This is a genomic window from Solibacillus kalamii, assembly GCF_002174535.1.
GTDB lineage: Bacteria > Bacillota > Bacilli > Bacillales_A > Planococcaceae > Solibacillus > Solibacillus silvestris.
Genome location: NZ_NHNT01000010.1, coordinates 133,048 through 158,650, shown reverse-complemented (window position 1 = coordinate 158,650; position 25,603 = coordinate 133,048). Strand labels below are relative to the sequence as shown.

Genomic DNA, 25,603 nt, shown 5'->3' with positions numbered 1-25,603 from the left:
TCTAAAACAGACTTTAAAATGTATTCTTTTGTTTGTGCGTCTAATCGCTTACGAGTTTGTTTTTCTTTCATCGGTTCCACGTCCTTTTTTAGATATCTTAATCTTAAAGTGTCTCTTAAGACGTGTCCATTTTTTATACTAACCTCACATCCCGAACACTTATTAGAAGAACCGGGTGATATTTTAGAAAATCGGCATTTTATTAGAATAAATAAAAATATATTAGAAGATTTCCAAATATATTAGAAAACCGCCCAACGACAGCCGCCCCTCCGCTCTTAATAAAAGACAAAAGGGACTACCGAATAGCCCCTCACAATGAATTGGCGGAAAAAGATAACTGATAATTTGACAGCGCAGGTTCCAATAAATCAAGAAATGCTTTAAAAGCAGGTGATTGCAGGCGCTCCTTTTGATAGATCAGCAATGTTTCTCTTTCCAGCAAAGGATGCTGAATGATATGAGCTTGCAGTTTATCCGACACGTGAAGGTCAAACAATGTTTTGGCTACAATCGTTCCACCAAGACCTTGCTCGACAAATTGAAAAATAGCGGGAATGCTCGATGTTTCAAACTTCGGCTCAATCGTTAACTTATCCGATTTAGCCGCAGCATTTAAAATTCGCCGGCACAGGTGGGCATTGGGAAACAAAACAAGTGGTTCGTTCAGAATGTCACGCAATTGTACGGGTTCATGTTGTGCAGCGCTGTCTTTGCTTTCTACATAACAGAACTGTTCAGTGTATAAAGGGATTTCCACAAACTGCTCATCGTAGTTTTCAATCAGTGGTGAAAACGAAAAGCCGATATCGATTGTATTGTTCTTCAATAATGTATGAATATCTTCACCGGAAGTAACGGTTACTTGTATATGCGGAAATTTATGCATGAACTTTAATACTAAATCTGACACAATATTGGTCAATTCACCGGGCAATGCGCCAACACGAAGAATCCCTTTTTCAAGTGAAGCCAATTGCTGCATTTGCATTTTCGTCGTATGTAATGTTTGAAAGATTGATTGTGCTTGGCGATAAAGGATCTGACCAGCTTCCGTAAGGGTAATTTTCTTGCCGATCCGGTGAAACAATGGGGTATTTACTTCATTTTCAAGCACTTTAATTTGCTGACTTAAAGTTGGCTGTGCAATATTAAGCCGTTCAGCTGCTCTTGTGAATTGCATCTCTTCACATAACATTAAAAAATACTCTAACTGTCGTAATTCCATTAAGAACGCCTCGCTTTATTATAGTTACAAACTATCATATGTATATATATTATAAACTATATCTATTGTAAATTATATATAGATAAATAGAAAGATGCGTATTTTAAATTTTTCTAAGTATCGGTTTCACTTATTGTTGCTTGAATAGAAATTCGCTTTTATTCATAACGTGAATATTGAGGTGATTTTTTGAAGTGGATTTCAACTATTTCTAAAAATAGATTGAGGTTAATCTTTTCGGCTTTTATACTTTTCGGCGTTATTGTTTTTATAAGACTGTTTTATGTGCAGGTTATTCAGCATGATAAACTAACAGAACTGGCAAAAACGAATTGGGATCGGGAAATTCCGTTTACTTCAGAACGGGGAGAAATTACGGACCGTAACGGTGAAGTTATTGTTACAAACGAATTGGCTCCAACACTGTATTTCATGCCAACACAGAATGATAATATCGAAGAAGCTGCAAATCAAATTGCAACTGTGCTTAATTTGGATGCAAAACGATTATACGAAAAAATGAATTCTAAAAGTTACCTGGTCAAACTTGCACCAGAAGCGAAAAATATTTCATACGAACAGGCGGTTAAAATTCAGGAATTGAAAATTGACGGACTCTATAGTGGTGTAGATTATGACAGGAGTTATCCCTACGGTAACTTGTTATCCCGACTAGTCGGATTTACTGGATATGATTCACAAGGACTTGCAGGAATTGAATATCAATATGATAAACTATTAACTTCAAAAGATGCAGCGATCAAGTTATTTACGGATGCAAAAGGGAAGGCATTACCCCATGTGAATGATGAATGGCGGGAAGGGAAGCAAGGGGCAACGGTAGGTTTAACAATTGATTTAGAAGTTCAGAAAGTAATAGAACGGGAACTGTCACAAGCTATGACAAAATATAATGCGGAACAGGCACTAGCTATTGCGATGAATCCCAAAACTGGTGAAATTTTAGCACTTTCTTCATATCCTACATACGATCCATCAAAGTTTGAAGAAGTAGAATCATCCATTTACAATCGAAATTTGCCGGTATGGATGACTTATGAGCCAGGGTCAACTTTTAAGATTATAACATTGAGTGCCGCTGTTGAAGAAAATGTAGTGGATCTGGAAAAGGATACTTATTTTGATAAAGGTTACACAATGGTGGAAGGTGTGAGACTTCGCTGTTGGAAACGCGATGGTCATGGAGAGGAAACGTTTCTACAAGTCGTGGAAAATTCCTGTAATCCAGGATTTATCGAGCTTGGGCAACGAGTAGGTGCTGACAAGTTAATGAAGTACATCAAGAATTTTGGGTTCGGTAAAACAACAGGTTCTAATATTGCCGGAGAAGCGTCTGGTATTTTATTTTCTGAAGAGGCATTTGGACCAGTTGAACATGCCACCACTTCTTTTGGGCAAGGTATTTCGGTGACACCAATTCAACAAGTTCAAGCAGTTGCTGCTGCGGTAAATGGTGGAAAACTGTTTACACCGTATGTTGTTTCAAAAGTCTATAATCCGGAAAGTGGAGAAGTGGTTATCGAAAATAAACCGAACTTAAAACGTAATGTGGTCAGTGAGGAAACTTCTAAAATAGTAAGAGATGCGCTGGAATCTGTTGTAGCAAATGGGTCAGGGAGAGCTGCATACCGGGATGGACTTCGAATCGGAGGGAAGACGGGTACTGCTCAAAAAGTCGAAAATGGACGTTATAAAGATGGGGACTATATTGTATCATTTATTGGTTTCGCACCAGCAAATGATCCGGAAGTTGTCGTATATGTAGCGGTTGATAGTCCAAAAGGGGAATTGGTATTCGGCAGTACAATTGTAGCGCCGATTGTTGGACAGATTATTGAAGATATTGCACCTATTTTGGGAATAGAAAAAGATCGGGAAGGCCAATTAGAAAAGCAATATCGCTGGGGTGATGAAATTACAGAGCGCGTACCTGATTTAGTAGGTGTACCAGTTAATGAAATTATGGAGTTGGAATATCCTTATCAGATCGAAGTACATGGTGAAGGCGAGACAGTAAAAGCGCAGTTACCGGAGCCGGAAAGTGTATTAGAACTGGATGGCACTCTTCATCTTTATTTAGAAAAATAGAAAAATTTTAAAACAACCATTTCCTCAAAGGGCAAATGGTTGTTTTTGTGCTGATTTCTAATGAACTATATTAGTGGGCTATCATCTCGTGTGCAATCTCATGGCCATTCATATGTGAAGGGTAATAGGTTGGCCAATTTGTTACTTCCTTTAATAAGGCTTCACGGTCATCACCCCAGTAAATGTGGTAATGCCCCGATTTTTGAGGCGCAATAATATGGTCACTGAACTGAATATAAGCAGGTACTCCTTTTTCATCTCCCACATGTTTAAAAATAAACCGGACTCCGCGATTACCTTTTTCATACGTTAAAATTTCAAATCCATCATATTTGTATTCTCCTTTGTGGGCTTGACCGTGATCATAAAATGTAACAAAATTATCTTCTATTACAATACGGTCGGTAGTTGTTTTATAGCCTATTTCATAATAATTTTTAAACTCCTCAAAGCTTTGGCTGCCATCCTGGGAAGCCTTATGTTCAAATACTTCGTCTAATGTGCCATCCTGCAAATAAGGATAGACCGATTGCCAGTCACCGGCCCAATCGCTTAATGGACGATCTTGTACTTGTTCATCATCGAAATAGCCGTTGTAAATTTCTTTTTGTTCCTCGTCGGATTCATGCTGATGTTCATGGTCATGCTCGTGTTCTTGTTGATTTTCATGTTCTTTTACAGCTTCTCCCTTTACTTCAATAGAAGCCGTATTCTCCTTTTCGTCGGAATTTTCTGCACAACCTACCAGCATGAAGCTAAATGCTAACATACTTAACCAATTTAATTTCCTTTTCATAACTTACCTCCTAAATAGTAACTGTTACGATTTATAATATTATATAGTTGACCCTTGCTTGTCAATGGTAATCGTAATAATTACTATTTAAGGTTTTAATTCCAGCTGAAAAACTTCCCATGCCCGTCTGTATCTTTTAGTGATTTGACGGTTTGAATTACACCACCGGCAATGAAATCCACATGTAAATCAGCATCATCCATATTGTTATAAATGTGATAAATGCTTTGAATATGGCTTAGTTGCTGCAGCATTGTCAGCAATTCCGTTTTTAATTTTGCGGGAAACTGATTTGCCACATGTGTGTGGAAAATAATAACCTGGCTACCTTTAAATTCATGAGTATCAAATAAAGGGGGAATAAGTTCTCTGAAATCACCAGTTAGTAAAAGCTTTGAATATTGCCGTTGAATCGCCCTTGCTTTCTCTAAATTTTCTTTCCGTATAATTTGTTCAGGCCAAATTAAACTTTTCAGCCATAAATGTTTTTCGGAATCTTGTAAATCTATAATATTTAAATCGATTCCAATGCGGTGTAAGATGTCCAAGTTTTTTATAGAAGTTATAGAAGTGCCGTAGTTTTTAGCAAAAAGAGTGAGAGGGCTATTTTCATTACCAAATGAGATCGGCGGTTCTTGTTCAATTTCATACCGATACCCGTCTAAATTAAGCAAAAGTCCTGCACTTGTACCGATTTCCAATAATGTTAACGGGAGTTTCGCTTCTTCGGCAATTTCAGAGAAAATCGGGAAAAGATAGCTGGCCCGCTGTACTTCATTTGTTTGAACGGATTTTGTATGAAACAACTGCAACAGTTCATCCGAATGTTGTAAACAGAAATCGATGAGTAATTGAAAGCTTGCTTCCAAATCCACTTCGAAAGGACTTTCGAATATTTGTTTCAAAGGGGTTTCTTTTTGTGCTGATAAATACTGCACAGACCCGAAAAATAAATTAGGCTTTGGCTGTGTCTCCGGAATATGCATAATGAGATTTAATAGTTGCTCATTTGTCATAATCCTTTTACACCAATATTCGTAAAGCGGACTATTGTTTTTTGCTTCATGGCTGGCGAAACGTCTGAAAGCGGCGACTAGTTTTTCCATTTGAAACACCTCTTTTCGTGTATTGCCTACAGTGTATAATAGACTTACAATTAACGGAATTAATGAATTTTAATGTATATGATTAATAATCTTAATAAGAGGGTGATGAACATGGATATAAAGTGGCTAAAAACATTTATAGCAGTTGTCGAGGAAGGGAGCTTTCGAGCAGCAGCAGAAAGACTGTATATTTCTCAGCCAAGTATCACTGTACATATGAAGTTATTGGAGGAGCATTTACGGGTTCAATTGTTTCACCGGGAACATACAAAGGTTAAGGTATCTGCAATTGGCGAAAAATATTATCCTATGGCCAAAAAACTTGTGGCTCAAATAGAAGCGAGTACAAAAGAAATTCACCTTGAATCACTAAATCCGGCTTTTCCATTAATAATTTCAGTTTCACCCGCCTTACTGTATACGAATCTATTAAATCGAATCCATGATTTTATTGAATTACATCAACAATACATTGTAGAAATTGTAATGGAAGATCAGGCACAGTTAGAAAGTGCAATAAAAGGACAACAAATAGATGTAGCACTAGGTTTACACAAATTCATTTCTAAAGAGTTTCATTCGGAGCGTATTGACCGTTCTCCATTAAGACTGGTATATTCTTCTAAATTACAGCTCGTGGAAAAGCAGTTGGATTTACAGCTTAAAGCGCTTTTTAATGAGCATCCGCTTTATATAGGTTATTTAAATGAACATACCCCGGTAGTTGAATGGTTAAATAATGAATACGATATAAAGAAATTCAACAAAATAAAGGATGTTATTTTTGCTATAAAATTGATTAAGGAAGGTTTAGGTATCGGGCTATTGCCTGAAAGTTTAATTTCAGAGGAAATTGAGGCGGATTTATTAAGGGTAATGGATATAGGTCCGATCGGGACTATTTATCCGGTTGATATTTATATGAGCCACTTAAGAAATTCTATTAAAATTATTCCTTTAACGAGTTTTATACGAAATAGTTTAATAGATAATTGAGGAAGGGGGGAGCATAGTGAAACAATAGAAATTATTGCTTCACATATTTATTTAAAATGAGGTCAATGTTGTACGAAGGTCATTCTCATCCGTAATGTACGCTAAATTTTCGTACCCCTCCTGAACCGCTTTTCTGTAAATCTTTTCAGTTACATGTTGATCTTTTACATAGATCGTTACATATGCACAATCTACAATTAAAAGCACGAGCTCACACTGGCTATTTAGGAACTCTTCATATGTAGCAATGTCCTGCACATGTGATTTATCTTTAAATGCTTTTAAGTCTGCAAATAGTACATAATAGTCTTTTACGGAAATTCTGTTATACAGTTCTCCACCGGTATATGTATAAGGCTGCGGGAACATGGCTTCATCCAACTGATTATTTTCAATATAATATGCCTCTTCGGCTTCTGATTTCCAAAAGTAATCTCTTATGTCGATAGCTTCTAAAATTTCATATAAATATCGGCCATGCCGGTTCGGTATCTCAAAGGATAAACCTCTCATTGCTTCGTCATCTCCTACTTCTCAATTGTTTAAATAAGTCCTCCATTTGCTGCTCCAATCTTTTTATTTTCTCATTATACTGATATTATGTTGGGTAATGATGAATTTTTGTGATTTTTGATAAAACGGACATGAAGATGCGTTTAATTGAGCATAATAACCTGGTTATTCCGAAATAGCAACTCAATAAAGGAAAAGTCTATATTTAACGAAAATATGCAGAAAACAATAATTTTAAAAAAATACTAGCCGATTTTATTGACTGGGCATGGTACTATAGAAATGTGACGAATTTAAGGCAAAAAGATATAAATTGATATAAAGGGGTCGTAATATGACGATGTTTGACGAGAAAATTCAGGGATTGTTACAGCAATCGGCATTACAATACATAATTTATAAAGAAAATGAAGATACAGAACGAATTGAAAAGCTTCATCTGTTTGCACGAAAGCTTTTACAAAAGGAATTTGTCATCGGTTTTGCCGGTCACTTTTCCGCGGGTAAATCGAGTATGATCAATGCGCTGTCGGGGGAAAACATTTTAGCGACAAGCCCAATTCCGACAAGTGCGAACATTGTTAAAGTGCACAAATCGGATGAAGATTTTGCGATTCTTTATTTGCATAATGAAAAGCCGGTAAAGTTTGAAGCGGGCTATGATATTAAACAAGTAAAAGAATTGAGCAAAAACGGCGAATTGGTATCACAAATTGAAATCGGACATAGTACTTCAAGCTTGCCTGAAGGGGTAACTGTTATGGATACTCCGGGTGTTGATTCAACGGACGATGCACATGCGATGAGTACGGAGTCTGCCTTGCATATTGCCGATATGGTGTTCTACACAATGGACTACAATCATGTGCAATCTGAGCTGAACTTCCAATTTACAAAACAGTTGATGAAATACAATCCGAATGTGTATTTAATCGTCAATCAAATTGATAAGCACCGTGAAGCGGAACTGTCATTTGAAGATTTCAAGCAATCAGTTCATAACTCATTTGCTGCATGGGGTGTTTATCCGAAAAATATTTTCTTCACATCATTACGTGAAAAGGAGCTTCCGAACAACGATTTTGATCAAGTGAAAAAAATTGTCATGGATTCGATGAATGACTGGCAGGAACAACTGATTATGACAGCAGAAAATACACTGACAAAGCTGCAGCACGAGCATGAAGCGTATTTGGAAGAGGAGAAGCAAGACCGCTTCACAACATATGCTGAACTCGTTTCTGAAGATGACTGGCAGCACCGTGATGATATTTTAGAGCAATATGAAAAACTGACGCGTCAAACAGAACTTTTCTCGTTTGATGTATTTGATATGCAGTTTGATGAAAAACGTAAAGACTTGCTTGCAAATGCTGCAATTATGCCGGCGGATGTCCGCGACAAACTGCGTGCCTATTTAGAAAGTCAACAAGACGACTTTAAAGTAGGCGGACTGTTTACTGCGAAAAAGAAAACAGCGGAAGAGAAAGCACGTCGTCAGGAAGATGCATATGCTGGTTTTAACCATGTTGTCCAATCACAAATTACCGGTCATATTAAAGCATTAATGAAGCAAGCGTTAAAAGATGTCGGTGCATTGAATGACGAACGGGCAGCGAGTATTGATAAGAAGGAATTTAATTTCCCGTTCTCGATTATTGAGGAACAAGTTCAAAAAAGCGCGGTTATTACAGGAGATGCGGTACTAAACTTTGCGAATCGAGTTTCTGAGGCGACAAAACGTTACTTTGTCCAAACAACAGATGCATGGAAACTTGAACAAAAAGAAACATTGGAGCAAGTAGCGCGTGAAGCGGCAGCACCTGTTAAACTGAAAATTAATGCAATGTCCGAAAAAGTGAATGCGCTTCAGCATATTATGCAAATCGAGAAATTCCAGGTGTTCAACAACACATTAATGAAACAAGTTTCCAATGAAATTCGCGCAGAATCCAAAATTTATTTGGAAAATTGGAAGCGTGAACATGAGCAGGCATTGAAAGATATTCGTCCCTTTGATGAATCGATGCTGCAGTTAAAAAATCAGGAAACAGAAATTGCTGCTGAACAAACAGAGGAAAAAGCGGGAACAGGATTAAATGTTGACACGGTAACCGAAAAAGCATTGAAAACAGCGCATATTATTAAAGATGTTCAAGGCTTTAAAGAAGTATCGAGCTTCTTGACAAAAAAAGTGGAACGTCTGCAAAAACGTGACTTTACGATTGCCTTATTCGGTGCATTCAGTGCAGGTAAATCAAGCTTTTCGAATGCTTTGATGGGAGAGCGTGTATTACCTGTATCACCAAACCCGACGACAGCGGCAATTAATAAAATTCGTCCTGTCACTCCGGAACATCCGCACGAAACAGCAGATGTTCATCTGAAAAATGAAGCACAGCTACTTGAAGATATTCAAGGCTCATATGCAGCAATTGGCATCCAAGTATCATCATTAAAAGAAGCGTATGATCGTGCAGAAGAAGGATTGGCTGTTCCATTAACAGATGAGCGCCTGAATGTTCATAAATCCTTTATCCGTGCTTATTCGGAAGGTTATGAAACATTCATTACAAAACTTGGAACGACATTACGGGTTAACCGTCATGATTTTGAAAAATACGTGGCGCAGGAAAACCGTTCTTGTTTCGTGGACAATATTGATTTCTACTTTGATTCACCACTTACGCGTATGGGTGTAACGTTAGTAGATACACCGGGTGCGGACTCGATCAATGCACGCCATACAGGTGTAGCGTTCGATTACATTCGAAATGCCGATGCCATTCTTTTCATAACATACTACAACCATGCATTTGCAAAAGCGGACCGTGAGTTCTTGATCCAATTAGGTCGTGTTAAAGATGCGTTTGAACTGGATAAAATGTTCTTTATCGTGAATGCCATTGACTTAGCTTCGACAATGGAAGAAGAGGAAGAAGTAAAAGGCTATGTTCGTTCAGAACTTCAACGCTTCGGTATCCGTTTCCCGAGACTTTACGGAGTATCAAGTTTACTGGCGTTAAAAGAAAAGCAGGAGCAGCTCGAACATCAGTCGGGTATGGCACCATTTGAAGATGCATTCCACCACTTCCTGAATGACGAACTGATGGGTATTGCGGTTCAGGCATTACAGGAAGAAGTGGATAAAACAGAAGCACGCCTGAATGATTTAATAACACAAACAGAAGAAAACTTGAAACGTAAAGATGAGCGACTTGAAGAATTGGCTCATTTGGAAAAGCTAGTACGTTCCAAATTCCAGACAACCCAAACAGCGATGATTGAAAGTGAGACAAAGCAAGAACTGGATGAACTGTTATATTACGTACTGCAACGTGTGTACTACCGCTATCCGGACTTCTACCGTGAAAGCTACAATCCGTCCACTTTTGCGCAAATGCCGGCACAGCAAGCATTGCAAACAGCATTAAAAGAAGTGCTGCAGGCGTTAAGCTTCGACTTCGCTCAGGAATTGCGGGTAACGAATTTCCGTTTAGCACAATTTGTCGAGAAGAAAATGAAAGAACTGTTCAAAGAGGAGTCGCGTGAATTAAAAGAACTAAACCCAAGCTTCGCGTTTTTAAGCTATGAATCAAAAGAACCTGAAATTTTGGATTTTACAGGTCCATTTTCAGATCCAGCACCGTATGAAGGGGTAAAATCCCACTTTAAAAATGTAAAAGCATTCTTTGAAAAGAATGAAAAAGAGCAATTGCGTGATGCGCTGGAACAACTAACAAAACCAAATGCGCAAAACTATCTGGATGTGGAAAAAGCTAAAATTATGGAGTGGGCAGCAAGCCATATCGCCATTGAAGCAGAAGGATTGCGCCAGCATATGCTTGAACAGGCAGTCGAGCAGATTGAGACAGAACGTTTATTACTTCAGGAAGATAGTCGCTTAGCTGTTTGGAAGGATATTTACGCGCAACTACAAGCGTAAGGAGGATCTTTTTAATGACGAATATTTTTGTGACCGCAAATCGAATGGAAAGAACAGGTCGGTTGATCGATACAAGATTTGATATGAGCAATGTAGAGTCAGGCAGAAAGATGTATGAAGAGGGCCATATTGAAGGGGCGGTATACTGGGATTTAAATACCGATCTGTCGGATTTATCGAAACAAGAAGGCCGACATCCGCTTCCTGAAAAGGAGCAGCTTCAGGCTTTGTTTGAAAAGCACGGTTTAAATTACAATGATGCCATCTATATTTATGATCAAGGGGCGGCAGCAAATGCAACACGCGCCTGGTGGATATTGCATTATGCAGGCTTCAAACATGCATATGTCGTTAATGGCGGTTTTGAAGCACTGAAGGAAGCAGGATTCCCTGTAACGACAGAAGTACCTGTATTTAAGGAAAGTAAGCTTGATATACAGTGGAATGATGATATTTTATTAAAACGTCAGGATATTATGCATATTATTGAAGGCAAGCGAAAAGCGACATTAATTGATGCCCGCGCACCGGAGCGTTACCGTGGTGAAACAGAGCCGTTTGATAAAGTGGCAGGACATATCCCGACAGCAAAAAACTATGATTGGGAACAGTTGCGTAATGGCTCTGAATTGGTAATTACGTCTTCTCTCCTCAAGGAAGTTCCAAAAGATGAGGAAGTAGTTGTGTACTGCGGGTCAGGTGTTACTGCTACACCGGTATATACAGTATTAAAGGAAGCAGGCTATCAAAATATAAAAATTTATATGGCAGGCTATAGTGATTGGGTACATCATCACTCTGTCGAAAAAGGTTGACACTGCTTAACAGGCCGTTATGTAAACAAGTTTTACATAACGGCTTTTTGTCGTACAAAAATTTAACAAAGAGTTGGGGCTAATTTCCAATATTTATGATAAAGTGGTATTGTAGAAAAATAACGGTCAAAGGAGTGAGAAATGTGTTATTTAAGAAAAAAATAGAGCTGAGCGAAAAGAACGGCGTGAAAATGATCAATGGATCTGTCCAGTTTCAAGCGGTTTATTTAAATGTACATTGTTTTGAAGTGGACGGTATCCTAATTGATACAGGTTCTGCATCGCTTCTTAAGCAGTTTAAGCCCTTTTTTGAACAGATGGACGTTGACCGGATTATGTTGACTCATTATCATGAAGATCACTCCGGAGGCGCTCATTTTTTACAAAAAGCATATAAATTGCCGATATTTATGCATCCGCTCAACATAGAAGAATGCGGGAAGAAGGCAAGCTATCCTTTATATCGTAAGCTTTTCTGGGGGTCAAGGCTGCCGTTTCTTGCACAGCCTGTCGGAGATTCTTTTTCATCTAGAACAACGAATTGGAAAGTGATTGAAACTCCCGGACATACAGAAGACCATGTTGCCTATTTGAATGAATCGACAGGTCAACTTTTTACAGGTGATCTGTATGTGACACCGAAAACAAAAGTCGTCCTGCGTGAAGAAAGTATTCCTCAAATTATCCGATCGCTGGAGAAAGTATTAACGTATGATTTTCTTGAAGTGTATTGTAATCATGCGGGATATATTGAAAACGGAAGAGATGCTTTAATGCGAAAACTTCATTACTTAAAAGAGCTAAGTTATAAAATAGAAATGATGAACGAAGAGGGCTTGACCACTTCCGAAATTACAGCACAGCTTTTCAGTAAAAAGTATCCGATTACAAAACTGTCTTTAGGTGAATGGGACGCAGCACATATCGTATCTTCTGTTCTAAATAAATAAGGAAATAGGATCATCGTCTAGTAAGTAGAAACTTACTAGGCTTTTTTAATGAAATTGAGAATGAAAAAGTAACTTTTGTGAAACTTAAAATTTACATTAGATTTACAATTAACATGACATAAAAATGGGTACTGAAGAATAAAAGTAAAATTTTATTAGCAATGCTGTCGAAAGTGCCGGAAAAAGGCACTATATTAATAAATTTCGGTTTTTTTCAGAATATTTCATTAAATATCGACTGAAATTAACCGGATATGTTAAAAAAGTTATGTTTCACAATTGTAAAGCTTTTGTAAATAACATAAATTAATGTTGAAGATATTGAAAAATCGGTGTTATGATAACCTAGGTTTTAATTTACAAACTTCATTTTAGGAGGATTTTATTCGATGTTCAACTCAAAAAAACCAGATCCATTTTTTGAAGGATTATTAAATATTGCAAAAAATGTACAACAAGGTGCCAACTATGCAAAAGAATCGACAATTACTACAGTATCAGAACTGAAACAAATTCAGATTAAAATGAAATCATATGAAACAGCGGGAGACAAGCTGATCCATGAATTAATCGTTAAATTAAACGATTCGTTTATGACTCCTATTGAGCGTGAAGATATTTTATCATTAGCCATTAAATTGGATGATATTCTGGATGGCATCGAAAATACAATTGCCCACTTTGAAATGTACTCATTTACAGAAGTAAATCAGTATATGCGCGACTTCGTAGACTATATCGCTAAATCATCAGATGAAGCTGTAAAGGCGATGGAATTATTAAATAAAAAAGACTTAATCGGTATGCGTCAACATGCCATCCTGATCAAGGACTATGAGCGTGAATGTGATGAAATTTTCCGTAAATCCATTACTGAACTATTCCAGATTGAGAAAGACCCAATTCGCTTAATTATCTTTAAAGATTTATATGAGCAGTTAGAAGAAATTGCAGACTACTGCCAAAATGTAGCGAATACAATCGAATCAATTATTATGCGAAATGCATAATGAAAAAGGAGTAAATTATGGATACGTTATTAATCATTACCGTACTCGTTGTCATCTTTGCGCTGGCATTCGACTTTATTAACGGTTTCCATGATACAGCGAATGCAATCGCCACATCTGTATCGACACGTGCATTAAAACCTCGTGTAGCTGTTCTGTTAGCGGCAGTGATGAACTTCGTAGGTGCGATGACGTTCGTAGGTGTAGCAAAAGCTGTAGCATCTGGAATTGTGGACCCGTTCTCTTTAAACGCATTTGAAGGGGATACAACAGGGTCTGTAGTAATATTGGCAGCATTATGTTCTGCCATCACATGGAACTTATTAACTTGGTATTTCGGTATTCCATCAAGTTCTTCCCATACACTGATCGGCTCAATTGCAGGTGCAGCAGTTGCCTCTGCAGGTATGAATATTTTAAACTATGAAGGCTTCTTTAAAATTTTACAGGCGCTAATTATATCGCCGATTTTAGCATTGACTCTTGGTTTTATCGTCATGAAACTATTCAAATTTATTTTCCACCGTTCACCATTATATGGGACAACGAAAGCATTCCGATTAACGCAAATCGGTACGGCGGCATTACAATCGTTTACACATGGTACAAACGATGCTCAAAAAGCGATGGGTATTATTACAATGGCTTTAATTGCAGCAAACTGGCAATCGACTGATGAAGTACAGGATTGGGTACGTTTTGCCTGTGCACTTGCGATGGGTCTAGGAACGTCAGTAGGCGGATATAAAATCATTAAAACAGTCGGCGGTAAAATTATGAAAATCCGTCCGGTTAACGGGGTAGCGGCTGACTTAACTTCTGCATCAATTATTTTTGGTGCAACAGTCATCGCATTACCGGTTTCGACAACACATGTAATTTCTTCTGCAATTATGGGTGTTGGTGCAGCTCAACGTGTGAAAGGTGTTAAATGGGGAATGGCGCGTAAAATTGTAATCACGTGGTTTATCACATTGCCAATTTCCGCATTAATGGCCGCATTATTCTACTTCTTAATTAGCCTGATTTTCTAATTTTAAAACGGCGCTCAATGATTGAAATTGAGCAGCCGTTTTTTGCTGTTTTGGTGGGGTGGCATTTTCTAATAAACTTGCAGGATGTGCTAATATAAAGCGAAAAGTTCTAATATAACACGGAGTTTCTAATAAAAGGAACGTTTGTTCTAATATGAGCGATTGATCTTCTAATAAACGATATGAAAGTTCTAAAATAGTATCCAACTCTTCTAATATCATTCACAAAAGTTCTAATATACTGAACTGCCCCACGATGGTTCCGAAACCTTTAAGCTGAGTGATCGACTTTCCTTACCTCTTCAAATAAGTGTGAAACAGCTCATGCACATTTTCAATCGGGATAAACAATCCGACTTTCCCGTGTCCTTCACGAGTACCTGTTGCAAACACAACACCGATTACATGTCCGTTTTCATTGATGACCGGGCTACCGCTGTTTCCGCGATAAACAGGTGCATCCATCATAATGATGTCGGGCTGGATGTCAGCAGCAGTCGTATAGCCAATAACCGTTCCTTTATTTGCAATACCGCTAAATGCAAGCGGATTGCCGATAAAATAGACAGGCTCATTTTTACGGAATTCGCTCGTTGGGGAAAGTGACAGGAATGGCAAGTTTTCCGCATCCACTTTCAACAGTGCGAGATCATATTCTTCATATGATTCAACTACTTCAGCTTTATAGAGTGAGTCATCCGGAAAGACAACGGTAATCGTCAAAGCATCTTCAATGACATGATCATTCGTGATTATGTAGCCATTATCCGATACCGCAAATCCTGTTCCTTTTCCGGAGTCGGTATCAATTGTGACAATAGATTGTTTATATGTTTGGATATTTTCCTGATTTGATAGTTGTGCCGATACTTTTAAAAATTCGATGGCAGGAATGGAATACACATTGAAAATCACAGCAAACGTGCTAAAAGCTAATGTTAAAGCCATCAGCCATACTACAATCCGAACAAATGGTTTTTGCTTTTTCGGTTTTTTAGGCTGTGGGTTTAACCGTTCCTCTCGTGCTTTTGCAAGCGCCTTTTCCTGTTCTTCTAAAACAAGTTCCAAAAATTCTTCTTCTGTCAGTTCCTCGGTATGTGTTTTTTCTGTCATTGTGTTCCCTCCGTTATGTATAAGTGTAACAAATGTACGCGGAAATGGAGACAAAAAGTGCTGTTCAAAATTTTTTTTGGAAAGTTTGTGAAGTGTTTCATATTACTAAATTGAAAATACTTCGTGCAATTCATCACATACTTCACCTTGATAAAGCGCGGTTTTGAAAATGATAGCCCTTACATTTATTTTTCTGGAATAATTGATTGTGTTTAAAATCACAAGTTAAACAAGCGCTTGTTAATCGCTATAAACGTTGTTATATCAATGCTTATAGAGTGTTTTAAGAACTTGTTATAAATTTTAAAAGCTATCGTTGACAAAATAAAAGGTAGAGGTTAACATTCGTAATTACAAAGGACTTCAAAAATTAGAAGGGGATGGTAATTATGGATTTAATGAAAAAATCGCTTGAAATGCACGAACATTTTGGAGGGAAAATGGAAATTCGTGCAAAAGTTCCGGTTCAGGATAAATATGATTTGAGTTTAGCTTATTCACCGGGTGTCGCTGCCCCTTGTCTTGCAATTGAGCAGAATCCTTCAACGGTGTATGACTATACGATGAAAGGGAATTTAGTAGCGGTTATTACAGACGGAACCGCGGTTTTAGGATTAGGGGACATTGGACCGGAAGCTGCCTTACCGGTAATGGAAGGGAAGGCGTTATTATTAAAGCGCTTTGCAAATGTTGATGCGGTGCCGGTATGCTTAAATACTAAAAACGTAGACGAGATTGTCAATATTGTAAAAGCGATTTCACCGACATATGGTGCGATCAACTTGGAGGATATTTCAGCGCCGCGCTGTTTTGAAATTGAAGACCGACTGCGTGCTGAATGTTCAATTCCTGTATTTCATGATGACCAGCACGGAACAGCAATTGTCGTAGGGGCAGGTTTAATTAATGCGGTGAAACTTGTGAAAAAAGACGTCGCGAATTTAAAGGTTGTCATAAACGGAGCTGGAGCTGCAGGTATTGCGATTCTCCGTATTCTAATTCAGATGGGTTATACAAATGTCGTAATGTGTGACACGAAGGGCATTATTTATGAAGGCCGTCCTGAAGGTATGAATCCGGTGAAAGAACAGGTCGCTAATTTATCGAATCCGGATCAATTACGCGGCACTTTAGATGATGCATTAGTAGGGGCGGATGTTTTTATCGGGGTTTCGGCAGCAAATATTTTAACGGAAAAGCATATTAAATCGATGGCTATAGATCCAATTGTCTTTGCATTGGCAAATCCGGATCCTGAAATAACGCCGGAAAATGCGAAAAAGTGGGGAGTGAAAATTATCGGTACCGGCCGTTCTGACCACGCTAACCAAGTGAATAATATGTTAGCTTTCCCTGGTATTTTCCGTGGTGCATTGGATGTAAGAGCAACGGATATAAATGAATCGATGAAGCTGGCGGCAGTTGAGGCTATTGCTTCACTTGTAACGGACGAAGAGCTGAATGAAGATTTCATTATCCCAAGTTCGATGGACGAACGGGTTGCAGGAGTAGTTGCGAAAGCGGTCGGATCAGCTGCAATCGAATCAGGGGTATCTGAATTGTTCCAGCAAGAGGATTTTATCAACACTTCTGTAGCCATCTAAAAAGGATGTGCTTGAAAGTAAATTCAGCACATCCTGCAATATAATATAGTGAGGACGAACAATCAGTGGGATGTAGATAATCTCCACTGATTGTAGCATCACATTAAACTGTTTGAAGCTCTGAAGTCAGTTGCTCCAATTGCGAAATTAAATCACCGATAAATGCGATTGTGTCACGTAATGGCTGTTCAGTCGTAATATCGACACCGGCCATTTGAGCAAGTTCAACAGGTGTTTTCGTGCCGCCTGCTTTTAATACATCGATCCACTGTTCAACTGCTGCTTCGTCACCGTTTAAAATCCGTTGTGAAACTTGAGTTGAAATAGTTAAACCTGCAGAGTACGTATATGGATATAAGCCCATATAGTAATGTGGCTGACGCATCCATGTCAATTCTGCGCCTTCAGTTACTTCAACTGTATCTCCCCAGAACTGCTCAAGCACCTCACGTTTTAATTCATTTAGTTTTGGTGCATTGACGCTTCCTCCAGCATCGATAATTTCATATACTTTGCGTTGGTAAGCTGCTTCAAGTAAATGAGTGACGAAATTATGGTAGTACGTACGGCTAATGATTGTTGAGATGACCCAACGTTTAAAACGGGCATCCGTTGAATTTTTTAATAAATGGTTTGCCATAAGCATTTCATTCATTGTTGATGGCGCTTCAATGAAATAAAGTGATGGTCTTGCATTGAAAATGTTTTGCGCATCATTTGCCAAATAGAAATGACCGGCATGGCCGAGTTCATGGGCTAAAACGAATACTTCATTCATTCGGCTCGTCCAGGAAATCAATACATACGGGTGTACACCATATGGGCTTGAACAGAATGCACCAGTTGATTTTCCGGCATTTTGTGCAAAATCGATCCAACGCTCATCAAAGGAACGGTCAATCATGTTCGTATAATGCTCACCCATAATGGCTAAACCGTCCTTCATATATTGGCGGGACTCTTCCACCGTAATTGTCGGCTCATATGATGGGTCCAATGAAATTTTAAGATCCGCAAATGTCATTTTATCCAACTGATGTGTTTTTTGCAGAAGTTTCGCATAGCGACGCATATGTGGTGCCAGCTCATTCATAATTAAATCGATTTGACGGTTATACATTGAGCGGTCCACTTGCTGTGACTGTAATAATGAATCAAAAATATTGTCGTAGCCACGAAGGTCTGAATCCGTTTTTTCAATCGTCAAGTGTGAATTATATGTTTTGGCAGTCGTATGCTGATAGTCACGCAGTTTTTTTGAAAAGGCTTCAAATGCAGCGCGACGTTTATCCGTGTCCGTTTCAAGCTCCCAATCGCCTTCAAACAAGTTGTAGCTAAGCGGGAATGATTCACCATCTACTTCAAAATTCGGGAACTGCATATCGACTAATTTTGTTGTGTTGTAAAGCTCATATGGCGCGTCGAATGTTGCACCGAATGCCGCTAGAGCTTTCTCCGCTTCAGGATGTAATTGATGCGGCTTTTGTACTAACAATTTATTAATAAAGTTAGCGTATTCCGGTTTTGCATTTTGTGCTTCTTTTAAAACGGCATCGTCCAAGGCTAGCAAATCACTTTTTACAAATGATAGCTTGGTTGCAAGTTTTGCAGCGAAAGAACCGAAGCTAGCAGCACGCATTTGATTTTCGGTGCTCGTCTGATCAACACTATGTGAAAGACTCGCATATGTTCCAATGACCACCATCTTCTCCTGAATTTTTTCCGTTGCCTCAATTGCCTTAATCGCACCTTGTACATCTGTAATTGTCCCTGCGAGTTGAGCAGCAGTTTCCTCTACAAGTTGCCCTAACTCTTCGATTGCTGCTGTGTAGGCCTGTTCTGTAGCAAATAAATCTTCCAAATTCCAAGTTTCTTCAACCGGTACATCACTACGTTTCAACATTGACATAAGTAGCCTCCTAATATTACGATATTCGAAATAAATAATACCATATTTCTGAATATTTAGGAAGTAGAGAAAATTTGATTAAGAAATATTTTTTATATTATTTAAGACATATAGTAAAATAGAGGAAAGATGGAAATAGGGGAAAGAGTGTGACGATGATGCATGAAGTAAAGGATTGTAGTTTAATACTTGAAGGCGGGACATTTCGAACAGTTTTCACAGCAGGAGTTTTAGATGCTCTAATGGAGGAACAAATAAAGATGCCGTATATTGCAGCGATTTCAGCAGGTGCCATTAACGCGGTGTCCTATATGTCAAATCAGCCTGAACGGACAATGCGTGTTTTAACGACGTATCGCAATGATCCACGCTATATGGGAGCACGGAATTTCTTAAAAGAAAAAAGTCTTTTTGGATTGGATTTTGCCTATAATATTGTGCCGAATCAGCTTGATTTATTTGATTGGGATGCTTATTACAACTACCCGGGTGAGGTGGAGTTCGGATTAACGAATGCATATACCGGAAAGGTAGAGTATAAAAGTGCGCATAGTATGACAAAAACATGTGATATACTTCAGGCAACATGTGCGATTCCAATACTTTTTCCCGAGATTAAAATTGACAATGTTCCGTATTATGATGGGGGACTATCCGATTCGATTCCAATTAAACGTGCCATCGAAAAAGGATATAACAAGCATTTGCTAATTTTGACGAGGGAACCCGGCTATATAAAAAGTGCCTCGAAAACGAATCAGTGGGCAACGAAGCTTTTCCAAAAACGTTACCCAAGACTCGCGGCTGCAATGAGACATCGTGCGGATATGTATAATGAAACAATGCAATATATCGCTCAAAAAGAGACGGATCAGGAAGCATTCATATTTAAGCCGGACCGCCCGATCAAAAGCTTTGAAAGCAAAGTCGATCAAATGAAAGCCAATTATGCGGTCGGCTATGAACAGGCACAAAAACAAATGCCTGAATTAAAGATGTTTTTAGAGATTTGATAAGCCCGAAATAAGAACACTAGCATAGTTTACTATAGAATATACTTGCAATAGCGAGGGTAATTATATTAAAATAAAGCTAAGAACATTAAATTAAATAATAAGTGCAAGACAAGGTGGAGCCATAGTCAACTATGGCACCGCCTTGTCTTTTTTGCATTGAAAGGGGAAATTTATGTTTATTTTACAAATTGCGTTAGTTTTATTTGCTACGAAGCTCGCTGGAAATCTTGCTGCGAGAATTGGGCAACCATCTGTACTTGGGAAAATAATTGTTGGTATTATTCTCGGTCCAGCCCTTCTTGGTTGGGTTCATGATACTGAACTGTTGACTGTATTTAGTCAAATAGGTGTTTTACTTTTAATGTTTTTAGCTGGTCTTGAAACGGATCTTCAGGAAATGAATAGAAACAAAAAAGCGGCGATTTATGTTGCTTTAGGTGGTATTATCCTGCCGATTATTTTAGGTTATGCAGGTTCACAGTATTACGGAATGTCTGTAGGAGAATCCATTTTTATTGGTTTATTACTTTCTGCTACATCTGTCAGTATTTCGGTACAGGCATTAAGAGAGCTTGGCTGGCTGAATAGTAAAGAAGGGTCAACATTACTCGGTGCGGCCGTATTGGATGATATTGTAGTCGTTATTTTAATCGCAATTGCGATGAGTTTCTTTGCCGGTTCCGATACAAATATCGGTGTATTGATCGGTAAGAAAGTATTGTTCTTCGCCATCTTGATTGTTCTTGCAAAATGGTTTATCCCACACTTCATTAGAATATTTAAGAAATTTAAAGTTACAGAATCGATATTAAGCGCAGGCCTGATTATTTGTTTTGGCTTGTCATATTTTGCGGAATTCCTAGGTATAGCAGGTATTATCGGTGCTTTCTTTGCGGGGATTGCGATTGCACAAACAGAATTTAAAAATGAAATCGAGCATAAGGTTGAGCCGATTGCATACGGGATTTTTGTTCCGTTCTTCTTTGTCAGTATCGGGTTAGCCGTGTCATTCGATGGAATTGGCGATCAAATCGGGTTTATCGTCGTGTTTTCAATTATAGCAGTCGTATCGAAGTTTATCGGTTCTGGATTAGGTGCAAAATTAGCCGGATTCAATACGAAATCATCGATGGGTGTTGGTGCTGGAATGGTTTCACGAGGCGAAGTTGCATTAATATTAGCTGCAATGGGACTTGAAGGTGGCTTGCTGCCCGCTAATTACTATACATCCATTATAATTGTAATTATCGTAACAACAATTGTGACACCACCTCTTTTAAAGGCGATTTTCGGGAAGAGAATTGCAGTTTTCAAGAAAACCTAAGAAAAAATGAAAAGCAGCGATTTTCTTTTGAGAAAATTGCTGCTTTTCTGCTCTGGGGAACTTTATTCACTGGATTCTAGTTCTGTCTCAACCTATACCGTAATATATTATGCTTTCCTGACTTTAATCAGATGGTAAAGAGACATTAATAAGGAAATAAACGCAACAAAGACGGTTGCACCAATGACAGCAGCGGCTACTATCTGTACTGCTTTTAAGTCCGATTGTAACAATGCATAAATCGCAATTAATACTGTGACAGCAGGGATCAACTTCGTAGCAATAACGAAACCGTTTTTGTTTTCTGCTTTCCATTGATTCCCGAATGCAGTCAGCGCAGTCCAGAGTAAAGGAATCGTAATTACGGTAAATAGAAGAGCTAATATAAAGGAAATTGTGTGAATGATACCAAACGTTTGTTGTGTAATCATCCAAGAAATGATTGTACTCGGAACAAGTATCATCGAAGCAGGTTGTAATGGCTTTACTTGGTTTTTATACTTCTCAATCGTTGTATCACGGTCCGTGTATATCGGCTTCGTGTTGGGAGCAGCACGAAATAAATGGATATCACCTGCAGAATCCACAAGTGACCAGCCTGCATCTTTGAAAAGTTCAAAGTATTCTTCATCCGTATTTTCCAGTGTTCGATAATCTATACTGTATACATAATCAGCACATTCACCTTTTTCAAGTGTGTAGCCTAAAAATGAAAAACTTCGGACATGCCAACCTTCAAGTGAAAGTTTATGCAATTTTTCCAAATCCTTTTGCTCAGAAAATGCTAATCCACCAGACATCATATACTTCGTTTTTGTCATACTTCATCCTCCATTCCTCTTTCAGCTAACTGAATCATCCGCTTTCTAATTGTTAACTCCTCTTTTAAAACGGTTTTGCCTTTTTGCGTCAGTAAATACACTTTACGCCTTGAATCCGTATCGTCGTATAAATAAATCCAATCATTTTGTAAAAGTTTTTTTATAATCGTGTACATTGAAGCTGGACCGATAGAAATATTCCCTTTTGATGTTTCTTCAATTAAATTCATAATCGCGTATCCGTGTTGGGGCGTTGTTAATGCGGCCATAATATGAAACATTGAATCGGTCAATTGCTCATTGTTTTTCACTATGTCACCTCCTGATATATCATAAAGTGATATATATGTCTGAAAACAATATATCACTTTATGATATATATGTAAACAGAATTATCGATTAATTTGATGGGGGAGTGGGAATGCAGGAAAATAAAAAGCCTGCTCGTTCTATAACGGAGCAGGCGATCTTTTAATAATTGCTGATTTTCGTAATTGTAATATTCAACCAGCCAAACAAAATTGTGATGACTGGACTTAACAGGCAAAAGAATGCGAACGGTAAATAGTCGATGACAGAAATATTCAATGTTGAAGCAATGAACAGACCGCACACGCTCCATGGAACGAGCGGATTAATGACAGTACCTGCATCCTCAATTGTACGGGCTAAATTTTTCGGGTGAAGATGAACGGCTTTGAATTTTTCCTTAAATGCTTCACCTGTTAATAACAGCGATAAATACTGTTCACCGATCGTAACGTTAATTCCGATTGCAGTAAATGCTGTTCCCGTAATAACCGAACCGACCGATTTCAACTGGTTTTGAAGCGCCTGCAGCAATGTTTGGATAATGCCGAGCGTAAAGAGCAGACCGCCCATAGAAAGGGAAAGTACAATCAAAATAATCGTAAACAGCATACTGTTCATTCCGCCACGTGACAGTAATGAATCAATTGCTTCGACTCCGGTCTCCATTGAATAGCCGTTATACAAAATCCCAAACAGTTCGTTCAATGGAATCGAGCTGTGGAAATACGATAGCACGATGCCGGAAATCGCACTAATTGTCAGTGTAGCAATGCTCGGCATTTTAAAAATCGTGCAGACAATCAGAACGACAAGCGGAATGATTGCATACCAATGAATTAGATTTGTTGCAAGCAGTGTTTCTTTAAAGCTTGTAATAAGCTCTGTGTCCATATGATGGCTTTTTGGAGAGATCCACGCATATACAATAAGTGAAATAATAAATGCCGGAATGGTCGTGTACATCATATTTCTAATATGCGTAAACAAGTCAATACCGGCAACAGTCGCCGCCAAGTTCGTCGTATCGGACAACGGTGACATTTTATCCCCAAAAAATGCTCCGGAAACAATCGCTCCTGCTGTTATCGCTAGAGAAGCATCTATAGAACTCGCAACCCCTAGCATCGCAACACCAACTGTTGCAACGGTAGTAAGCGAACTGCCGATTGCTGTGCCGATAATGCTTGTAATAAGGAAGACAACCGCATAAAAAAAGCTCGCAGAAATAATGGAAAGACCTATATACAGTAACGTAGGAATTGTACCGCTTATTAACCAACTGCTGATTAATACACCGATTAACAGAAAAATAAAAACTGCACCAATACTTGTTGACACAGAAGCAATCATACTTTGTTCCATGACGCGGTACGGTACTTTTCGCAGTACACCATACATGATCAGGACAATAATAGCTATTAAAATCGGAATGTGTGGCACACTGCCGAGTTTCATAATGCTATAGGAGATGAGTGCGATAATAAATAAAATTAAAATAAGTGCTTCAAAAAAATGTGGTTTTACATGTTGTTTTGCATTCATGATGATTAGACCTCGCTATGTAGTTTCGCGCTTCAACGCGTTGAAGTACAAAAGTAAGTGTAGCATTTTATATAGAAAAAGGGAAGGGGGTAAAAATAAAAGGAACATACCGGATAGTCCGTAATGTCCCTCTAGCGCTTGATGAAAAGCATTAAAAATATTTGAAATTATTCAGCAAGCATAATCTTTTCTAATTGTAATGGTTCAATATATGTATCACCTTGATATGCACGCATATTACCGCCTGAAATTTCATCGATCAGTAAAATTTCACCTGTTTGTGCATCGCGGCCAAATTCCAATTTAATATCATAAAGCGTTAATCCTTTTTTCTCTAACTCAGCCGCAACAAATTTTGAAATTTCGATTGTGCGTTGTTTCAAAATTGCATATTCGTCATGAGTTAAAATATCAAGCATTGCGAGTGCATCTTCTGAAATAGGAGGATCGAGTCGTTCATCGTCTTTAATTGTTACTTCTACAAATGAATCCAAATCCTGACCTTCTGTTGCATAAGCACCATAGCGGCGTAAAAAAGAACCGACTGCTTTAAATCGGCAAATAACTTCCAAACCTTTTCCGAAAACAGTTGCTGGTTTAACCGTCATTGTCGCTTTATCAAAATTTGCCTCTACGTAATGTGTCGGTACATTTAATTCATTTAATTTAGAATAAAAGAAGGAAGTAAGTTTTAACCCGGCAAGCCCGGCACCATCAATTGTTAAACCGACTGTATTTGCACCTGGATCAAAAACACCATTTTCTCCAGTTACATCATCTTTGAATTTTAATAAAAAAAGTTCATTTTCTAGTTTAAATACATCTTTTGTTTTACCTGTATAAATTAATTCCACGTGAGATACCTCCAATAGTAATTTCAGATTTATTATAACACGAATGATTTTATATTAATAACATAAAAATGTTCGTATTTTGAAGAAAGACGTCTAACCTTATGGGAAGTGTGCCCCTTTGTTTACAATGTAATGGTAACATTTGTTATACTAATTTTAGACAAGGAGTGATTTAGATGCTAAAAACGTATAAAAATATTGTTGTGGCAATAGACTTTTCGGAAAAAGCTAAAGTTGCTTTTGAGCGCGGTATGAACGTTGCTCGATTGACAGATGCCACATTGCATTTAGTAAGTGTAATTGATACACATTCTTTCGGCTCAGTGGAAGCATATGATCTAAAGTATGCAAAGGCTCTAAAGGAAAAAACTCTTGATCAGTTAAGGGAATACAAGGTTATAGCAGAGCAGGCCGGCGTTAAAAATGTACAAGTATCAGTTGAAGAAGGGTCGCCGAAAGCCGTATTGACGAACTTGGCGGATACCGATTTGATCATTGTCGGAGCAACTGGTTTAAACCGTGCAGAACGCTTCCTACTCGGATCTGTATCGGAAAATGTTGTACGCAGCGCCAAATGTGATGTTCTAGTAGTACGTTAAAAAATA

The 25,603-nt window shown here is 38.2% G+C and carries 22 protein-coding genes; 11 read left to right on the top strand and 11 right to left on the bottom strand.

Annotated elements, in window-relative coordinates; all coding sequences use genetic code 11:
• Positions 1-313: 313 nt before the first annotated feature.
• The gene (locus CBM15_RS14390) at positions 314-1,228 is read right to left on the bottom strand and encodes a LysR family transcriptional regulator (RefSeq protein ID WP_087618053.1); all 915 of its coding nucleotides are present in this window, start codon (positions 1,226-1,228) and stop codon (positions 314-316) included.
• A 189-nt stretch (positions 1,229-1,417) separates the two neighbouring features.
• Here CBM15_RS14390 and CBM15_RS14385 point away from each other — a divergent pair, with 189 nt between their 5' ends.
• Positions 1,418-3,337, top strand: coding sequence for a penicillin-binding transpeptidase domain-containing protein (locus CBM15_RS14385; RefSeq protein WP_087618052.1), 1,920 nt, complete (start codon positions 1,418-1,420; stop codon positions 3,335-3,337).
• A gap of 70 nt (positions 3,338-3,407) precedes the next feature.
• Here the strand turns inward: CBM15_RS14385 and CBM15_RS14380 are convergent, their stop codons facing one another.
• Together CBM15_RS14380 and CBM15_RS14375 are read right to left on the bottom strand one after the other, a co-directional pair.
• On the bottom strand, positions 3,408-4,133 hold the full coding sequence (locus tag CBM15_RS14380; protein ID WP_087618051.1) for a metal-binding protein ZinT: 726 nt from the start codon (positions 4,131-4,133) through the stop codon (positions 3,408-3,410).
• 95 nt (positions 4,134-4,228) lie between these two features.
• On the bottom strand, positions 4,229-5,239 hold the full coding sequence (locus CBM15_RS14375; RefSeq protein WP_087618050.1) for a DUF2332 domain-containing protein: 1,011 nt from the start codon (positions 5,237-5,239) through the stop codon (positions 4,229-4,231).
• Between the two features lie 111 nt (positions 5,240-5,350).
• Between CBM15_RS14375 and CBM15_RS14370 the strand changes: the two genes are divergently transcribed.
• Entirely contained in the window at positions 5,351-6,235 is an 885-nt protein-coding gene (locus CBM15_RS14370; protein ID WP_087618049.1) for a LysR family transcriptional regulator, read from the top strand.
• Positions 6,236-6,286: 51 nt separating this feature from the next.
• On the opposite strand, the gene CBM15_RS14365 is transcribed toward CBM15_RS14370, so the two are convergent.
• Entirely contained in the window at positions 6,287-6,748 is a 462-nt protein-coding gene (locus CBM15_RS14365; protein ID WP_087618048.1) for a DUF2691 family protein, read from the bottom strand.
• 334 nt (positions 6,749-7,082) lie between these two features.
• Here CBM15_RS14365 and CBM15_RS14360 point away from each other — a divergent pair, with 334 nt between their 5' ends.
• The 5 genes from CBM15_RS14360 (at position 7,083) to CBM15_RS14340 (ending at position 14,503) form a co-directional block, all read left to right on the top strand.
• Positions 7,083-10,694, top strand: coding sequence for a dynamin family protein (locus CBM15_RS14360; protein WP_087618047.1), 3,612 nt, complete (start codon positions 7,083-7,085; stop codon positions 10,692-10,694).
• 14 nt (positions 10,695-10,708) lie between these two features.
• On the top strand, positions 10,709-11,509 hold the full coding sequence (locus tag CBM15_RS14355) for a sulfurtransferase (RefSeq protein ID WP_087618046.1): 801 nt from the start codon (positions 10,709-10,711) through the stop codon (positions 11,507-11,509).
• A 143-nt stretch (positions 11,510-11,652) separates the two neighbouring features.
• On the top strand, positions 11,653-12,459 hold the full coding sequence (locus tag CBM15_RS14350; protein ID WP_087618045.1) for an MBL fold metallo-hydrolase: 807 nt from the start codon (positions 11,653-11,655) through the stop codon (positions 12,457-12,459).
• Positions 12,460-12,848: 389 nt separating this feature from the next.
• Positions 12,849-13,469, top strand: a complete 621-nt coding sequence (locus tag CBM15_RS14345) for a DUF47 domain-containing protein (protein ID WP_008404805.1) — start codon at positions 12,849-12,851, stop codon at positions 13,467-13,469.
• 17 nt (positions 13,470-13,486) lie between these two features.
• Positions 13,487-14,503 carry an inorganic phosphate transporter gene (locus CBM15_RS14340; protein WP_008404804.1) on the top strand — a complete coding sequence of 339 codons (1,017 nt, stop codon included), beginning with the start codon at positions 13,487-13,489 and terminating at the stop codon, positions 14,501-14,503.
• Here CBM15_RS14340 and CBM15_RS14335 read toward each other — a convergent pair.
• Both CBM15_RS14335 and CBM15_RS14330 read right to left on the bottom strand, forming a co-directional pair.
• Positions 14,483-14,725, bottom strand: coding sequence for a hypothetical protein (locus CBM15_RS14335; protein WP_087618044.1), 243 nt, complete (start codon positions 14,723-14,725; stop codon positions 14,483-14,485). The two genes, CBM15_RS14340 and CBM15_RS14335, sit on opposite strands and share 21 nt — an antisense overlap.
• 72 nt (positions 14,726-14,797) lie before the next feature.
• Complete coding sequence (locus CBM15_RS14330) at positions 14,798-15,616, bottom strand: S1C family serine protease (RefSeq protein WP_087618043.1); 819 nt, start codon at positions 15,614-15,616, stop codon at positions 14,798-14,800.
• A gap of 389 nt (positions 15,617-16,005) precedes the next feature.
• Between CBM15_RS14330 and CBM15_RS14325 the strand changes: the two genes are divergently transcribed.
• Entirely contained in the window at positions 16,006-17,220 is a 1,215-nt protein-coding gene (locus CBM15_RS14325) for an NAD(P)-dependent malic enzyme (protein ID WP_087618042.1), read from the top strand.
• Between the two features lie 103 nt (positions 17,221-17,323).
• Here the strand turns inward: CBM15_RS14325 and pepF are convergent, their stop codons facing one another.
• Positions 17,324-19,129, bottom strand: coding sequence for an oligoendopeptidase F (gene pepF / locus CBM15_RS14320; protein WP_087618041.1), 1,806 nt, complete (start codon positions 19,127-19,129; stop codon positions 17,324-17,326).
• 155 nt (positions 19,130-19,284) lie between these two features.
• On the opposite strand from pepF, the gene CBM15_RS14315 reads away from it, so the two are divergent.
• Positions 19,285-20,142 carry a patatin-like phospholipase family protein gene (locus CBM15_RS14315; RefSeq protein ID WP_087618058.1) on the top strand — a complete coding sequence of 286 codons (858 nt, stop codon included), beginning with the start codon at positions 19,285-19,287 and terminating at the stop codon, positions 20,140-20,142.
• 175 nt (positions 20,143-20,317) lie between these two features.
• On the top strand, positions 20,318-21,469 hold the full coding sequence (locus tag CBM15_RS14310; RefSeq protein WP_087618040.1) for a cation:proton antiporter: 1,152 nt from the start codon (positions 20,318-20,320) through the stop codon (positions 21,467-21,469).
• 107 nt (positions 21,470-21,576) lie between these two features.
• Here CBM15_RS14310 and CBM15_RS14305 read toward each other — a convergent pair whose 3' ends face one another.
• The 4 genes from CBM15_RS14305 to CBM15_RS14290 all read right to left on the bottom strand — a co-directional run bounded on the left by CBM15_RS14305 (position 21,577) and on the right by CBM15_RS14290 (position 24,998).
• Complete coding sequence (locus CBM15_RS14305) at positions 21,577-22,290, bottom strand: DUF2812 domain-containing protein (RefSeq protein WP_087618039.1); 714 nt, start codon at positions 22,288-22,290, stop codon at positions 21,577-21,579.
• Positions 22,287-22,601 (bottom strand): PadR family transcriptional regulator, encoded by a 315-nt coding sequence (locus CBM15_RS14300; protein WP_087618038.1) that lies wholly within the window; start codon positions 22,599-22,601, stop codon positions 22,287-22,289. The genes CBM15_RS14305 and CBM15_RS14300 overlap by 4 nt, the downstream gene beginning before the upstream one ends.
• 160 nt (positions 22,602-22,761) lie before the next feature.
• Positions 22,762-24,144 carry a Na+/H+ antiporter NhaC gene (gene nhaC / locus CBM15_RS14295; protein WP_087618037.1) on the bottom strand — a complete coding sequence of 461 codons (1,383 nt, stop codon included), beginning with the start codon at positions 24,142-24,144 and terminating at the stop codon, positions 22,762-22,764.
• Positions 24,145-24,311: 167 nt separating this feature from the next.
• Positions 24,312-24,998, bottom strand: a complete 687-nt coding sequence (locus CBM15_RS14290) for a phosphoribosylaminoimidazolesuccinocarboxamide synthase (protein ID WP_087618036.1) — start codon at positions 24,996-24,998, stop codon at positions 24,312-24,314.
• 176 nt (positions 24,999-25,174) lie between these two features.
• On the opposite strand from CBM15_RS14290, the gene CBM15_RS14285 reads away from it, so the two are divergent.
• On the top strand, positions 25,175-25,597 hold the full coding sequence (locus CBM15_RS14285) for a universal stress protein (protein ID WP_087618035.1): 423 nt from the start codon (positions 25,175-25,177) through the stop codon (positions 25,595-25,597).
• Positions 25,598-25,603 lie beyond the last annotated feature (6 nt).